Below are 15,286 nucleotides of genomic sequence, written 5' to 3'. Positions count from 1 at the left end.
CCTACCCTTCCAGCCGGCGCGCCGGGCGTGGCGCGGGCGTCTCTTCAGTCTCCTCCACCGCAGGCGTGCCCCGCCGCGCCGAAAGCTCCTCGGGGCGTAGGCTGGCCTCGTCCATCTCCAGCCGGTAGTGCTGGTGGGGCGAGTAGTCGGGAAACTGATCCACCCGGTCGAGCACGTCCACCAGCTCGCGCAGGAAGAGCCGCGGGGCCACGGTCACCTTGCCTCCGAAGCCCTCGGTGACGCGCTCCACCAGCGCGGACAGGAAGCGCTCGTCCACCGTTGCCTGCACGCGCCCGGGCTCGCGCGAGGGGAAGAGGGCTCGCACCTTCCGGCCCACCTCCAGCAAGCGCCCCGCGTCAAAGGGCGGCAGGCGCACCTGGGGGGCCCGTAGGTTGTCGAAGCGTGGCTCCGCGTCGAAGCGGGTGAAGACGCGCTGGTAGAGGGGCGCGAGGGCCTTGAGCCCCTTGGGTCCCTCGAAGAGCTCGGGCGTGCCCGTCACCACCAGGTACAGGCCCGGCAGCTCGCCATTCATCAGCATGTCCACGAGCTGCCGGAGGGCGTTGAGCGCCTTCTCCCGGGTGGGTCCAGGCATGCGCTGCAACGTCTCCACCTCGTCCAGCACCACCACCAGCCCCGCGTGGCGCGACTGGCGCAACAGGAGCAACAGCCCCCTCAGGAAGGCCAGGGCTGCCTGCCCGTCCACGGCCCCCTTCACCCCGGCCCGAGAGGTGACACTGCGGTCCACATGGGGCTGGCCTCCCAGCCACCCGAGCAGCTGCTGCGCCACGCCCATCTCCCCCTCCGCCTGCGCTCGGGCATAAGCCCTCAGCACCTGTGCGAAAGCCGGGTTGCGCGCACTCAGCTCGGCCAACTTGTCCTCCAGCCGCTCCTCCACCGCCGCCGCGAAGGCCGGGTCGTCCTCGGACAGCCCCTTGAGGCGCGTCACCTCCTCGCCCACCTCGAAGAGCCACCCGTCCACCACCGCGCGGAAGGCCCCCACCCCCTCGGCCGGCGTGTACAGCCGCTCCACCAGCCGGCGGTACACTGTCTCCAGGTGATGCAGCGGCGTGTCGTTGATGGAGATCTGCACCTCCGCGGTGGCGAACCCCTTCTCCCGAGCCTTCGCGCACAGCAGGCGCGTGACGAACGTCTTGCCGCTGCCGTACTCGCCGCGCACCCACTTGGCGCGGCCGCTGCCCGCCCCACGCGCCACATCCTCCAGTTCCTCGTCCACCACACGCATGAGGGCATCCACCCCCGTGGCGAAGTGGTGCAGGCCGCGGTTGGGCACGGCCCCTGTGCGCAGGGCCGCCACGATGTCGCGAGCTTCGACCTCCGTCACCGTCATGGACGCTCCGCTCCCGGCTGGGGAATGTGATGGTACTGCACGTCACCGGTGGGAAGCGTCTCCGTCTTGAAGAACGTCACGCCCACCCGGTGCAGCTTGCGGTTGAGCTGGGTCATGAAGCCGGCCACGCGCCCGGGCTGCTTGCCAATGCGCGGCGCCAGGTCCGTGCTCCGGGCGCTCCCGTTCTGGGCGAGCACCACGAGGGCCGCGCGCTCAGCCGCATCGAGCAGCTCGAGCACGTTCCCGGCCAATCCCAATGTCGAGGCCCCGGCCGCCACGGCCGCCACGGTGGCGCGCGCGTCGAACAGGTCCCCCTGCAGCCGAGAGGTCGCGGTGGCCACGGCCGGCTTCGGCTGCGGCGCCGGGCGGGGCTCCGGACGAGCCACCACCTCCGCCACCTGAGGCCGCGTCCGCCCGAGCCACCAGGCCGGCTCGTCCGCTGCCACGCCCTGCCGGCCGAGCCACGCCAGCGGCACCACCATCTCCTCCAGGCTGCACCCTCCATGGAAACCCACCTGCGGCGAGCCCAGGTGCACTCCCATCTTCCACGCGAATGCCTTCCGCCCGGGCGTGCCGCCCAGCCCCTCGAGCTCCAGTGCGATGAAACCCTCCGGGGGCGTGGCCCCATCCGGAAGCTCACTCCACCGGGCCGAGGCGCCAGCGCCCGCGTGCAGCTCGCGCGTCCAAAAGGGCGTATGCCCGTGGTCCGCGGTCAGCAGGATACGACGCCCGGCGGAGAGGGCCGCCTTGAGGCTGGGGATGAAGCCGGCGATGTCCGCCGCGCGCACCCGGAAGGCCGCCCCCGTGTTGGCCGAGCCGATCTGGTCGTCCACCGCGTTGAAGACGGCGGCTACCACTTCCAGCGAGGCGTCTCCCAGAGCAGCCCGGAGCGCCTGGGCCCCATCCGCCAGGTCTCCCTTGAGGAACAGGCGCCGGGAGCGGGCCCCCAGTGCCTCGTTCTGACGGAAGCGGGCCGGGTCCGTGACACGCTCCTCCTGCTCGCGCCACAGCAGCTCGGCACGGAAGGGGTCTCTCGGAATCTCCCCAAGGAAAAGCGCTCCCCGGGCGTGGCTCGTCACCGTAGGCAGCGGGGCGAGCGCGGGCATGCCGTGCGCTCGTTCGAGGCGCGCCGACTCCAACTCGACGAGTCCGATGGGCTCCAGCGGCTCCTGGGCCAGCTCGTCCAGCAGCTCGAGGAAGACGGGGTAGCTGCAGCCGTCCAGCACCACCACGTACAGCGGCGTCTGCTGAGCCCGGGCCGCCACCTCGCCCCACATGCGGTGCAGAGGCACCACACCCGGTGCATGCAGGGCGCGCACGTAACCACCCGCCAGCAGACGCGCGAAGGCCAGGTTCTCCTCATCCCGCCTCGCGCGGTACTGCGACAGCACAGCCTGGGCCTCCTTCTGGAGCTCGGCCGTATTGGCGAGAGCACGGCGCAGGCGTAGGGCGGCCCAGTCCGCGAAGGCTCCGCTCTCCTGGTAGCGCCGGACGCGCGTAGCCACATCCTCCTCCACGGAAGGAGGCTCCTCGAGGTAGCGGCTCAGGCGCGCCATCTCCTCCAACACCCGCAGCTCGCCCTCTTTGTGCCGGGTGGCCCGGTGCGTCCGCAGCTCGTCCACCTCCGCACCAGGAATGGGCTCGCCGCGGGCGGCCTGCTCCGCCAACCTGCGCAACCGCACCTCCAGTCCCAGGGGGAGCAACCGGCTCTTTTCCAGCACCTTCGGCGTGAGGTGGCTCCGGCCAAGGCTCTCCGCCTTGCTGAGGAACGCGCCCGCCTGGTCACCCAATTCCTCCAGGGCATCCTGGGCCAGGCCCTTCACCGTCGCCCGGAAGGACTCGGGGGTGAGCTGCACCGTGGAGTGCGAATCCACGCCCTGGAGCAACCCCCAGACGCTGGGGGGCATCTCCTCCGGAATCTCCAGCAACGCCCCATGCACCACCAGCGCGCTCAACCGGTTCCGCGGCTCCTCCAGGGCCCAGGCCAGCACGCGCCCCTCGCCCCCATGAAGCGTGGGAAGGGTGCGCCGCAGCAGGCTCATCACCGCAGGCTCCCCACGGGGAAGTTCGCGCAGCCAGTTGGCGAGCAACCGCCCCGCCTTCACACTCCGGATGCGCGCGTCCACGCACGCATCCAGCAGCAACTCGTCCAGCATCCGCCGGTCGATGACCGTCGGCAGCGTGCGCCCGCGCATGGCGTCGCGCAGCTCGTTCACATACCGAAGGGCCAGCTCCTTGGTCTCCGCGTCCGCCCCTACCACCGGCGTGCGGAGTGCCAACGTCAGGACATCGTTCACGTCCACCGAGTGGACGCGCTTCCCCCGGGAACGGCGCAAGAGGTCCGCCGGAAGATTCCGCGCCAGCTTCTCCCCCAGCAACGCGATGAAGGGCTCCCCCCCGGCGCGGAGGATGAGGCGGCGCAGCCCCAGCTCTGAGCCGGGCCGGCAGACCGTGTAGCTGTAACGCGGGAAGTCCAGCCGCTCCGGGACGCCACTCAGGAACTCACCATCGAGCGCCAGGACATAGCCCCGCTCGGCCGGGCCACCGGCCAGTTCGATGATCTTGCGCAGCAGGGCCTCGTGCACCGGCTATTTCCTCCGTACCACGACGTCGATCTCCACCACGCCCGGCTCCAGCTTCGCCAGCCGCGTCTGCAACGAGGCCCAGAGAGAATCGAGCTCGGCCCGCTCCCCGAGCCGCACCCGTACGCCCTCCAGCACCACCTCCCGCATGGGGCCCGGAGCCGATCCGAAGTCCGACGACACCTGCTGCTGCGAACTCGAGACGCTCTGGATGGGCGTAGCGCTCCCCGAAGCACCGCCAGAAGGCGTCACCACCTCGCGAGTCTGAGCCGAGGCCAGTGCATCCAGGATGCGCGAGAGATGCGCATCCGCCTCCCGGTTCCACGCCTCCACGGCCTCTTTGCGCAAGGGTTTCGCCAGCTCGCTCGCACCAAGGAGCTCGCCCAGGCTCCGCAGGCAGGCGCGCGCCGACACCTCGTGTTGCGGCACCTTGCCCGCCACCGTCTCCAGCTTGGAGCGAAGGCTGTCGCTCAGGCTCTCGAGCGCCCGCTGCATCTCCTCCGCACGCTGCACCACCACACGTGCAGCATCCCCTTTCTCCCTGGCCCACGCCTGGAGCAGCGCCTCGAGCTGGGCATGCGGCTCCATGCCGGGCGTCACCAGCGGCTTGAGGCGGAGAATGGCCTCGTCCACCTCCACCACGCGCGGGCTGCCCCCCACCCCGAGATGAACCAGCCGCTCGCGCACGCCCAAGAGGGCCCCGCGGCGCCGCTCTCCCTCCTGGCGTAGTGTGTTGACCAGCTTGTCCTGCTCTCCCAGCGTCCGCTGACCAGGGCGCTGCAGTTCGAACAGGGACTTCGCGAGATCCAGCGTCTGGCCCCAGACGGCCACGGACAGCAGCGGCGCGCGCACCAGCTTCAGGTTGGCGCGCACCGACGACTCCACCCGCGGCTCCCAGGGGCTCCCCTGCGCTCCCTCCAGCACGCGATAGCCATACGCCCGCGCGAAGAAGGCCAGGAAGAAACACCGCACCGACGGAGGCAGACCGAAGTTCTCCTCCAGCCGCTGGTCCACCGCGCCCCACATGAGCGTCTCCGAGGTGGCCGCCTCCAGCACTCCCTTGATGTAGCGCGTGTCGCGCCGCAGGGTGCCCCGCGTCTGCCCCAGCTCCACCAGTTCCAGCGGCCCGCCCAGGTTCTTGAGCACCTTGCCCTGTTGCTCGTTGAACGGCAGGGGAGCACCCGACTCGTGCGCCTGCACCATCCAGTCGCAGAGTACCTGCAAGTCATCCACCCGCGGCTCGGAAAGGAAGGTGGGGTGCTGCGGGTAGCGCCGGGCCAGGAGGGCAGCGCCGAGCTGCTCGAGATTCTCCGCTAGCTCTGGCCTCGTCAGCTCCGTGGACACGTCCGCCGCGAGGGCCTCGACCTGACCGTGGTCCTTGTAGGCAATCTTCAGCGTCTCCTGGAAAGAGCGCAGCAGGTTGGACTCGTGCGTGCGCGCGCGATCCAACACGCTCTGACGGTCCGTGAGCGAGAGATTGGCGAGCAGATCCTCCTGCCCCTCGGAGGTGAGCAGGAAGCGCACTGCAGCCAGGTCCTTGAGTACCCCCATTTCCAGAGGCGTGAGGTGACGCGGCAGCCAGCACACCGTCCAGGCCGTCCCGCTGCGCCGGGTGACGTCCCGGGCGCGCTGCCGGTCCTCCTCTACCGTATGACCGGCCTCGTCCCAGGGATGGTCCACGAGGATACGGAACTCGTCCCCCGGGCCCGGCTGGAAGGCGGCGTGCGGCTGCAGACGAACGTTGCACAGCTTCAGCGAGCCGCGCCGCTGCGTGCCCCGCCACTTCACTTTGAAGTCACCCTCCTGGCCTTCGGACAGCTCCCGGAAGCCGGACGTCTTCGACAGGCCGAGCACCTCGGTGAAGACGGAGAAGAAGGTGGCATAGCGCGTGTGCTCGCCGCCGGTGCGACCCCGCGCCCGCTCCAGCAGCTCGCCGAAGTTGGCGCCCCGCAGCACCACCGATACCACCGCCTCCACCCCTGAACCCGACAGCTGCAACGCCCCCACGCGCCGGCTGAGCTGGAGCAGATCCTCCGCCACCATCGCCATGCGGCTGCGATCCGTCTCCCCCGTTACCTCCGAATCGTTGAGCAGCACGAGCTTGCGCACCGTGAGACCCGGGCCCTTCAGGCGCGGAGACGCCTCGGCCAGAAGCACCGTCTTGACGATCTCCTCCAGCACCCGGCGGCGTCGCTCGTCGAAGGTGCCGCCCGACTCCTGGGCGTCGCGCAGCAGCGCGTCCATGGCCGGGCGGAAGCTCTCGTAGAAGAGACGGTGGATGGCCTTCAGGTCGTCCGCGCCCTTGCCCGCCTCCACCCCGCTGGGCGGGAAGAGCGCATCGAAGGCCCGCCCCACCGGCAGCAGCTTGCCCAGCTCCAGCGTGGGGTTGTGTAGCACCAGCAGCTCATAGAGCAGCCGCAGCGCGGTGCGCTCTCGCTGCAGGAGGCTCGACACGTCGATGAGCATCTCGATGAGCGCGGGATGGAATGGGTAGACGTCCTTGAGGTAGTCGACGTCTGCACCCTGGAGCACCACGGGGAGCACCTTCTTCTGCGTCTCGGAGAGCTGCTGCACCGCGGCCCGTACCGCCTCCGGCTTGCGCGGCTTGAGGATGCGCTCGCGGCAAATGTGCCGCAGCTCCACGTCCTGGAGCATCGTCTCCTCGAAGCGCTTGGTGTGGTGGCGCAGGTGCTCGTGCAGCTCGTGGTCGTACGTCAGGTCCGGGAAGAACTCCTGGATGTTGCGCTGCCGGGCGATGAAGGCAAACACCGGCACCGCCCGCTTCCCCCCGGAGTGGTCCACCATGACCGTGAGCTGGTTGATGGCGGCCTTGAACTCGGTGACCGCCTTGTCGCTCAGCCACAGGAGGAACTCGTCCACCAGGAAGACGACGCCGCCGAACCCGTGCTGCTTCGCGTGGGCCGTCAGCCGGCGCAGCCCCTCGCCCCAGTTGGAGTCCACCCCGGCGCTCGCCGCGTCCCGGCCCTTGAACTGGAGCAGAGCACGAGCCAGGGACTCGCGCTCCTCGGGCGTGCCGGTGGCCAGCGCCTCGAAGTCCTCCTGCGAGCCCACCACCCCCGCGTCCTCCAGGTGGCGCCAGAAGGCAGCCCCGTAGCGCTCGGCCTCCAGGCGGGCCTCATCGAGCACGCCCTGCACGTGGAGGAACTCGAAGGCGGGCTTGCCGTGCCGCGCTAGGGCCCGGTTGAACGCCTCGTAGATGGCCCGGTCGAAGGTGCTGCCGCCCGCCTCCGACAGCATGTGCAACCGCACCGTGAGCAGCTTCGCGTCGCGCACCCACGCGCGGTGCTGCCCCTCCAACTCGCGAACCAGCGCGTCCTGCTTGCCCCAGGCGAGCGGCTCGTCCTCCAGCAGCATGCCCAGCATGGAGAGGAAGTGGCTCTTGCCGGAGCCGAACGAGCCGTGGATGAAGCGGCCGAGCGGCTCGCCCCGCGCGAGCGCATGGCGCATGCCCTCGAAGATGACGGGGAGCGACTGACGCACCGCGGGGGTGAAGACGTACTCGTCCACCAGCCGACGCTTCTCCTCCTGGCCTGGCACGTCGAGCCGGACCACGAATCCAAGCGCCGTGAGGTCCTCGCGGCTGGGCAGGTTGTAGGCTTCGGAGATGTTCACGCAGTCCTCCTGCGAGTTCTCGGGTTACGTGGGCGGGAGGCAGGGAAGCGCTCGGCCCACTCCGCCAGCATCTTCTCGGTGACGCCGTCCTTGCCGACGAGGCTCTTCACCACGGCGTCGAACTCGGCGGCCGCATCTTTGGATTCCCAGGCCACGTACGGCACGAGGAACTGCGCGCCGTACAGCAGGCCGTACCGATCGGCCACCGGAATGCCACTGCCCTCTGACTCCTCATCCAACTCAATGAGCACTTTGGCCCGCTGCCGCGGCGTCCAGCCGGCCCAGCCGTACAGCAACTCGGCACCGTCACGACCGGGCACCTCGGTGAACACGATGAAGCGTTCCTGGGGAACGTCAAGCGCTCCGCGCAGGGACCAGTATTCGGGACGGAGATAGTCGGCGGAGACGTACTTGGGAGGCACTGGAGGCGTCACCCTCTCCCCAGCGTCCTCGCGACGCTGCATCTCCCAAGTCGTTTCCCAAGCGGAGCGTTTGTCGAGACCCGAGGGCTTGAAAATGTGTTGCTTATTATTGGGAACGCTGTCTGCGCGCAGGCGCTCGGCGAGCAGAGCCTCCAAGTCGAACTGGGCGCTGTCGGCGAGACACTCAGCGGCGGAGAGCACCCCCGCGTCCGCTTGCAGGGCCGCAACGAGTTGCCTCAGGGTGAATGGAGCCATGCGCTCCCGGACCCATGCCTCCATCCGATCCGAGAGATAGATTTCGAGCGCCTGCCGCTCCTCGTCGACATGGTCCGGGCGATACCAGCGTCGCTTGAAGACCGGCTGCTCGATCAGGGCGAGCTTGCGGTTGGCCGCGGTACGCGCCAAGCGCTCCTCGATGACACGCCGCTCGAGCTCATCCCCGATGGCGTTCACAGAAGACACCGGCTCCCAGCCATGGCGCTCGAACCAGGAGGTGGGCGTCTCATCCGGCTCACCCCCCGAGGCGAGGACAGCCCGGCGCTCGGCATCTTGCCGTGCAAGCACAAGTTCGAACGGGCGCTGACCGGGAACGAGCGCCGGCACCTCCTCGGGGCCGCGCACTTCAATGTCTGGCTCAAGGCCGTAGAGGCGATAGCAGAGCCAATCGAGTTCCTCCTGGAGACCCACCATCCGAAACAGGCGGGGCAGATCCCGATCCCGGCGCGACTGGAGTGCAGCGCGCAGTTTCTCGACCCCCTCACCCGCATGGCGCTCAACGCAAACCTCCGCACCATCCTCGACCCGCTCACGCGCCAGGGAATCCAAAGCGGCGGCGAATGCCTCAAGTTGCGGGTGCCGTGGCGACGCGACCGGAAAGGACTTCAACTTGGTCCCATCGCGCTGGTAACGCTCCTCCCAGCGCTCACCCGTGACCCGCCCGCCATCCCCCATCTTGTCCCCGCCCTTGGGTTGGTACACCTGCTTCATCCAGAACTCGGCACTGGACGAATTGAGTTGGGCGAGCAGCGCTAGGTGCTCGGCCTCCGAGGCATGCGCGGGCAGCTTGATGATGGGCGCCGTCTGTTTGAAGACCTTCCCCCCACGGTCGAGGACGAAGTGGTTGTGAGCAGCCACTTCCGCGAACGCGATAGACAACGGCGTCCGTAGTTTATCTGCGGTCAGTCGTCCGTACTCGAACCACTTAAGACCACCCTCCACCTTCGTCTTACCGCCAAACAAAATATTATTGCTCAGATTGGTTCGATAATTCCAAAGAGCAACGAGGTCTCTAGCTGCATCACTCCAAGGACGAAAATCCTCATCATACGGGAACAGAGCAATCTCTGTTGTTCCAACACCCCAGTCCCGAATGACATCCCCCGTCACCATCGCACGCAGCCCCGCCGCCGAAACACCAGTGCGGGCCCACGCTCGCGCCGTACGAATGTAGACTTCATCTTCCAACGTAAAGGAAGTAATGCCGATACTGTCAGCAATCTTCCCCAAACGCGCAGTTGAAACAATCTCAAGCGACTCCTTCAACTCCGCTGCCCCACCACCACCTATGCTCCACGGGTGTTCGTTAAGCGTGGCACGAGGCACATCTGCTACCGACACAAACTCAGATCTGTCACCAGGGGTTTGATGCTCATCTACGATGCTCGTCCACACCTTGCCCCGCGTTGGATCAGAGGGGGTACCTGGCTCACCGCGCTTGCCCATAACCACACGCACAAAATCGCGATGTGGCCTCCGGTGTCGGCCAAAGATTAGCACGGTAGGTGTACCATGCCCTGGAATGTATGCTCCCGATGTGTCCACCACTTTGAAGAGATCTTCACGCGGTAGAACCTTTTCAATGAGCGCCTTGCCAAACTCCCTTTTCATGAAGGAGTTAGCTGTAATCATTCCCACCCAGCCACCTGGCAAGGAGAGCTGAAACATCCGCTCGGTAAAGGGCGCTCCCAGCGAGTACTTACCTGCCGCAGAAACGTAACGGCGCTCCTTTCCCTTCTTCTCCCGGTGGTACTCGCGCTTTCCTGCGTCTTTCTCCGTGATGTAGGGCGGATTGCCCACCACCACCTCAAAGCCAGCCTTGAGATGGGGCCGCAGGCGGGCCTTTACCTCGGGCCGGGTGAGCATGGCGTACGGCTTCTTCTCCGTCTCTCCAGTAAAAAGATCGATCTGCTCAGGCTCTGGTTCGCATTCCACCTGTTCCAGGGCATCTGCCCAGTACACCTGCGGGTGGTAGTCGCTCGCGGCTTTGAGATCCTTCTCTCCCGAGAGTTCAAGGGCAGTCATGACGAGCCGCGCACGAGCAAGACCGCACGCATAGTCGTTGAGGTCAATGCCCACTACCCGCCCCAGGCAGTCCGCCACGACTTCGGGCATAGGGCGCTTGGGGTGCTTCTCGTGCATCCCCGTCACCAAGCGCTTGAAGGCCGCGAGCAGGAAATGCCCCGAGCCGCACGCCGGATCCAACACCCTCACCTTCTCTACTCCCCACTCGGCGATGGCCGGGGTGAGCGTCTCGTCCAAGATGAAGTCGAGCACGAAGTCCGGCGTCTGCAGCAGCGCGTACCGCTCCTTCACCACCGGATCGAGGTCTTGGTACAGGTCCCCCATCAGCCGCCCGTCGAAGTGCTCGCCATCGAAGCGAAAGATGAGTTCGCTGGTGTCCGTGTTGCGTCGCCTCCAGAAGTTCAGCAACTCCTGAGAGTTTGCATCCGAGGGACGGGCCACTTCCGCTGGCTGGGGCGAGAACAGTTCGGGCAAGCCACTGCGCGGGCTGGCTAGGTCCCGGAACACCCACGTGAGATACGCCGTGGGCCCCAACTTGGGCGCGAGATAGTGGAAGAGCTTCTCCGACTCCAATTCCTGCACCTTGGGATCCGGGTCCACCAGACGCCGCAAGCTCAGCAGTCCCCGATCCTCCAGCACGCGGACGTACACCGTCTTGAGCACCCACAGCACCGCGGCGCGCCGAGACAGCACGTCGGTCCAGACGATGAAGTCCTCCCCCACCTTCTCGTCCCGATGAAGGGCCCGAGCACGATCCTGCGCGGGTCCGGGGCTGCGTACCTGCGCTTTGATGTCCTCGGCGATGCGCCCGGTCAGCTTCGCCAGTGCCTCCGTGAGCTCTTTCCGCTTCTCCAACTCCATCAGTCCCTCGCCTCCGCGTCCAGCGGTGCATCCACGGGAAGTACCTGCAGATTGAGAACGGGCGTCTTCTCGTTGAAGAGCGGCTGCCGCTCGCTCACCACGCCGGGAATGACCAACACCCAGAAGCCCAGATCGCGCTCCGTCACGCGGTCGTACAGCCGCCGCGGCACGTCCTTCTCCACGCCGCACACGCCGAGGATGCCGGTGTCCCCGAGCACCACCACCTTCCCCGGGCGGCCGTGCTCGGCAAGCAGCGCGTCCAGCAGCGCCTCCGCCTCCTTCTTCAGCTTCGGCCGCTGCGCAAGGAAGCGCTCGGCCCGCTCGAAGGCGCCGAAGTCGGGCTCCATCCGCTGGAGCAACTCCTTCTCGAAGCTGACGAGGACGGCATTCTCGCCGAGGGTGCGCTTGAGGCTGTCGGCCACCTCGACGTGGCACGCTGGCGGCGCGACGACGAGCCGGTAACCGCGCCCCTTCGCCGCCTCGCGCAGCCGCTCCGCTACCACCTCACTGTAGGTGCGCTGCGAGACGAGGAAGTCCGAGGGCAGCGGGTCCTTCGTGGGGGACTTCTCCGGCTCCACGCGAACGCTGGCGGGCACCACCTCGTCACCTACCACCCGGTAGTCAGGCAGCACCTGCGCCAGCACTTCGGGCAGAGCCTCGCGCGTTGGGGGGTTCCAGCCGTGCTCGCCGAAGGTGACCTCCATCTGCCGGTACAGCTCGTCCACCTTCAGCGGCAGCCGGGCGCGGCGCAGCACGTGGCGCAGCACCTGCGAGCCCTCCAGGGGAGACTGGAACAGCTCCCCGTCCGCGGTCAGCCGCAGTGAGGGCACCAGGTACACGGCCAGCCGCAGGAAGTCACCCAGGTACTCGGGCAGCACCCCGCGCAAGGTGCGACGGGCCGCGCCCGGCTCGGTGGGCTCGCCATCGTCCCACCCGGCCAGCCGCAGCGCCGTCTCGACGAAGGAACGGAGCGTCTTCTCCTCCAGCGGTGCAAGGAAGAGGACCTCTTGCTCGGGCTCCTCGGGCAACGGCATGCGGTGCAGCCGCGTCTCGTGCATCCGCTGGATGAGCCGCACCAGCCCCGCAGTCTCCAGCCGAGGCGAGGGCACCCATGCCTCGTGCAGCCGCTCCACCAACTCGTCCAGCTTCATCACGCCCGCGGCCGCGTCCAACTCCGCATGGAGGCTCTCGCGCAGTTCCTCCAGCGCCTCGCGGTCCACCTTGACGAGAGCGTTGTTGAGGGTGCGGCTCACCTCGGGCTGAGACAGCTCGAGCTGCTCGGCGACGTCCTGTTGGCGCTGCGCGGGCGGTCCGTGGAACCCGAAGGTGGCGGCCAGCACAGCCTCCTCGCGCCCCTCCAGACGCCGGCGGGCCTCTGCCCACACCTTTTCCACGGAGGGGCGGCGCGGGCCCTCGCTCCCCGGCCCCACGCGCCGGTTCACATACAGCTCCAGCGCCTCCACCACCTGCGCCAGCTTCCCGGAACCCACGCCGGACACGGCGGTGAGGTCCTCGCGAGTGGCCCCAGCCAGTCGGCCCACGGAGCGGAAGCCAGCGGACACCAGCGCGCCCTCCAAAGGCGAGGGGAGCTGGAGGACGGACAGCTCGGCCTCGTCTCCTTCCGCCTCGGGAAGCAGGACGCGGCGCACGCTCTGCTGTGCGGAGGGCTGGATGCCGCGGCTCAGCAGCTCCTCGCGGAAGGCGAGCACCTCCTCGCGCCGCTTCTTGCCGAGCCCGCTGATGGTCGAAAGCTGCTGGGGTTGCAACGCCACCAGCTCGCCCTTGGTCCGAACTCCCGCCCGGGCAAGCACGGCCACTGCGGTGCCGGACAGCCGGCTCGCCCCCAGCGGGGCCTCCGGCTCGTTGGAGGCATCCACTGACAGCAAGGGCAGACCCGAGCGGGGGGAGCGCTCACGTTCGCCCAGTGCCTCGCGGAAGAACTCGCGCATCTCGCGCGCCGAGGCGAAGCGCTGCCGGCGCTCCGGGCTCAGCGCCTTCTGGAAGAAGCGGGCGAGGCCGGGCGAATCGAAGTCGTCCGGTTCGATGTGGGGCAGCTCGTCCGGCGAGGGCACGCGCCCGTCGAAGGGGTGGCGGCCCGTGAAGAGCTGGTGGAGGACGAGCGCGGCGGCGTAGCGGTCGGCCGCGGCATCCCACGCCTTGAGGGTGGGATCCCTCCAGAGGACGGAGCCCACGAGGATGTCGTCCGGCTGGTGGCCGGCGAGCGAGAAGTCGATGACGGTGAGCCCCGCTTCACCCACCACGAGGTTGTCCGGCTTGAGGTCCTTGTGGGTGATGCCGCGGGATTCCAGGTACTCGAGGGCGGCGAAGAGGTCCTCGGCGAAGCGTCGCTGCGAGTCGCGGTCCGGGCTGGGGTGCGCGGCAAGCCACTTCGAGAGGGACGCACCCTTGACTCGGTCCATCACCAGGGTGCGGCGCCCCGGCACCAGCGCGTTGCTCGGGTCCTTCACCCGGACGATGTTCTTGTGGTCGAGCTGCTCCAGGACGCGCCACTCGGCCATGAGCGCCTCCTCGGCCTCGGCGGTGTTGCGCGCCACCTTGAGGGCCCGCATCTGCCCGCTCACCAGGTGCAGGGCGGCGTAGACGGTGGCCAGCCCCCCCTCTCCGAGCTTATTCTTGATTTCGTAGTCCGCGCCAAGACGATAGTCCTCGGGCAGGTCGTCCGGGTCCACCTGAGGGCTCTCGGGCCGACGACCCGCGCGGCGCGAGGGGTCCACGGCGGCGGCCACGGCCTCGCGAGCCTCCTTCAGCGAGGAGAAGCGGTCCGCCGGGCGCAGTGAGAGCATGCGCCCCACCGCCTCGTCGAGCGAGCGCGGCACCAGGGCGTTGTGCATGGCCACGCTGAGCACCGGTCCGCCCCGGCGGATGCGCTCCGCGGTGGACTCGAAGAGGGCACGGCCGGTGAGAAACCAGCCCAGCAGGAAGCCCAGCCCCCACTGGTCCGAGTGCACCGTGGCGTTGGTGAAGCTCTGCGTCACCTCGGGTGCGGCAAAGCGCATGCGCTCGTCCTGCAGAGAGGTGATGTGCACGGTGCGACCGCTCTGGAGCTGCTTGGCGAGATCGAATCCCGTCAGGCGCACCTGGGCGTCGGGGGCCTTGTCCTCCAACAGCACCACCTCGGGCCGCAGCAGCCGGTGCACCACGCCCTGGCCATGGGCATGAGCCACGGCGTCGGCCACCTCGTCCCACAGGTGCGCCAGCGCCTTGAGCCCCTCGCGCCCGGAGAGTTGCTTGCGGTGGTGGGCGAGCCAGGTGGGCAGCGTCACGCCCTGGAAATCTTCGAGCGGCAGGCAGAGCCTGCCCGCGTCATCCTCGAAGAAGGGCTCGGCGCGGAGGATGGCGCGGTGCTGTCCTACCCGGTGGAGGACCTGGGCCTCCCAGCGCATCCGCTCCACCAGGTGGTTGCGCTCGGCGTCGGTGGCCAGGGGCGAGAGGGCATAGACGCGCAGAACGGCCCGGGTCTGGGCCAGCTCGTTGAGCGCCATGTGGTCCACCCAGCGCTCGGTGGCTTCGAGCGTGGATTCAATCCGCCAGCCGCGGATGCGCGTCGTGGGGCGCTGGGCCGGATCCTGTTGGGAGAGGAGCGTGTGGACGGTGCGCCGGGTATGCTCATCCACCTCGGGGGAGACGCCGCGAGGGCAGCGGTCGTGGAAGCCGCGCTCGTCCTGAAGCGCCTCGAGGAGGGTGTGGCGCGTGTGGATGCGACCGCGGCTGGCGGGGCCCTCCACCTGGACGGCCGAGGCGTGAGAGAGGAAGACGAAGTGCTCCACCCAACGGCGCGCGGCCTCGGCGGAGAGGCGCTTGAGCTCGTTGGCGAGCACCTGGGTGGTGTGCCGGTTCTTCTTCAGCGGGCTACGGATGGGGCCCTGGGGGACGTCCCAGTCGTGGTCCGTGCCGCGCACCACGCCGCGGTACGCCTTGAGCTCCACGACATAGAGGCCATGAGGGGCCACCACCACCACGTCCAGCTCGTGCACCACGCCGGTGCGCTCCACGAGCCAGGCGTTGGAATAGACGGTGTAGTCCTCCGGCAGACCCTCGACGATGAGCCGGATGGCCTGACGTTCGGCCTCATGGGCGGGTTCGCCCAGCGAATGGTGTTGAGCGGGCATGGGGGCGGC

Annotated in this window: 5 protein-coding genes; all 5 read right to left on the bottom strand. The window is 68.4% G+C overall.

Annotated features, from left to right (window positions below; translation table 11 throughout):
- Position 1 precedes the first annotated feature (1 nt).
- The 5 genes from brxD to JQX13_RS34255 are packed head-to-tail and all read right to left on the bottom strand — an operon-like array spanning position 2 to position 15,277.
- Positions 2-1,348, bottom strand: a complete 1,347-nt coding sequence (brxD, locus tag JQX13_RS34275; protein WP_203403675.1) for a BREX system ATP-binding protein BrxD — start codon at positions 1,346-1,348, stop codon at positions 2-4.
- Positions 1,345-3,933 (bottom strand): BREX-2 system phosphatase PglZ, encoded by a 2,589-nt coding sequence (gene pglZ, locus JQX13_RS34270; protein WP_203403674.1) that lies wholly within the window; start codon positions 3,931-3,933, stop codon positions 1,345-1,347. The genes brxD and pglZ overlap by 4 nt, the downstream gene beginning before the upstream one ends.
- A 3-nt stretch (positions 3,934-3,936) precedes the next feature.
- Positions 3,937-7,563 carry a hypothetical protein gene (locus JQX13_RS34265; RefSeq protein WP_203403673.1) on the bottom strand — a complete coding sequence of 1,209 codons (3,627 nt, stop codon included), beginning with the start codon at positions 7,561-7,563 and terminating at the stop codon, positions 3,937-3,939.
- A complete protein-coding gene (gene pglX, locus JQX13_RS34260; protein ID WP_203403672.1) occupies positions 7,560-11,147 on the bottom strand; it encodes a BREX-2 system adenine-specific DNA-methyltransferase PglX in 3,588 nt (1,195 codons plus the stop codon). Before pglX ends, JQX13_RS34265 begins: the two co-directional genes overlap by 4 nt.
- Positions 11,147-15,277, bottom strand: coding sequence for a protein kinase domain-containing protein (locus JQX13_RS34255; protein WP_203403671.1), 4,131 nt, complete (start codon positions 15,275-15,277; stop codon positions 11,147-11,149). Before JQX13_RS34255 ends, pglX begins: the two co-directional genes overlap by 1 nt.
- Positions 15,278-15,286 lie beyond the last annotated feature (9 nt).

The sequence above is a fragment of the Archangium violaceum genome, from assembly GCF_016859125.1.
In the GTDB taxonomy this organism is placed as follows: domain Bacteria; phylum Myxococcota; class Myxococcia; order Myxococcales; family Myxococcaceae; genus Archangium; species Archangium violaceum_A.
This window is presented reverse-complemented; position numbering and strand designations above follow the sequence as displayed.

What these genes read in the sequence shown, in the direction of transcription:
- brxD (WP_203403675.1), bottom strand. Translation starts at nt 1,348, where the DNA reads ATGACGGTGACGGAGGTCGAAGCTCGCGACATCGTGGCGGCCCTGCGC.
- pglX (WP_203403672.1), bottom strand. Translation starts at nt 11,147, where the DNA reads ATGGAGTTGGAGAAGCGGAAAGAGCTCACGGAGGCACTGGCGAAGCTG.
- JQX13_RS34255 (WP_203403671.1), bottom strand. Translation starts at nt 15,277, where the DNA reads ATGCCCGCTCAACACCATTCGCTGGGCGAACCCGCCCATGAGGCCGAA.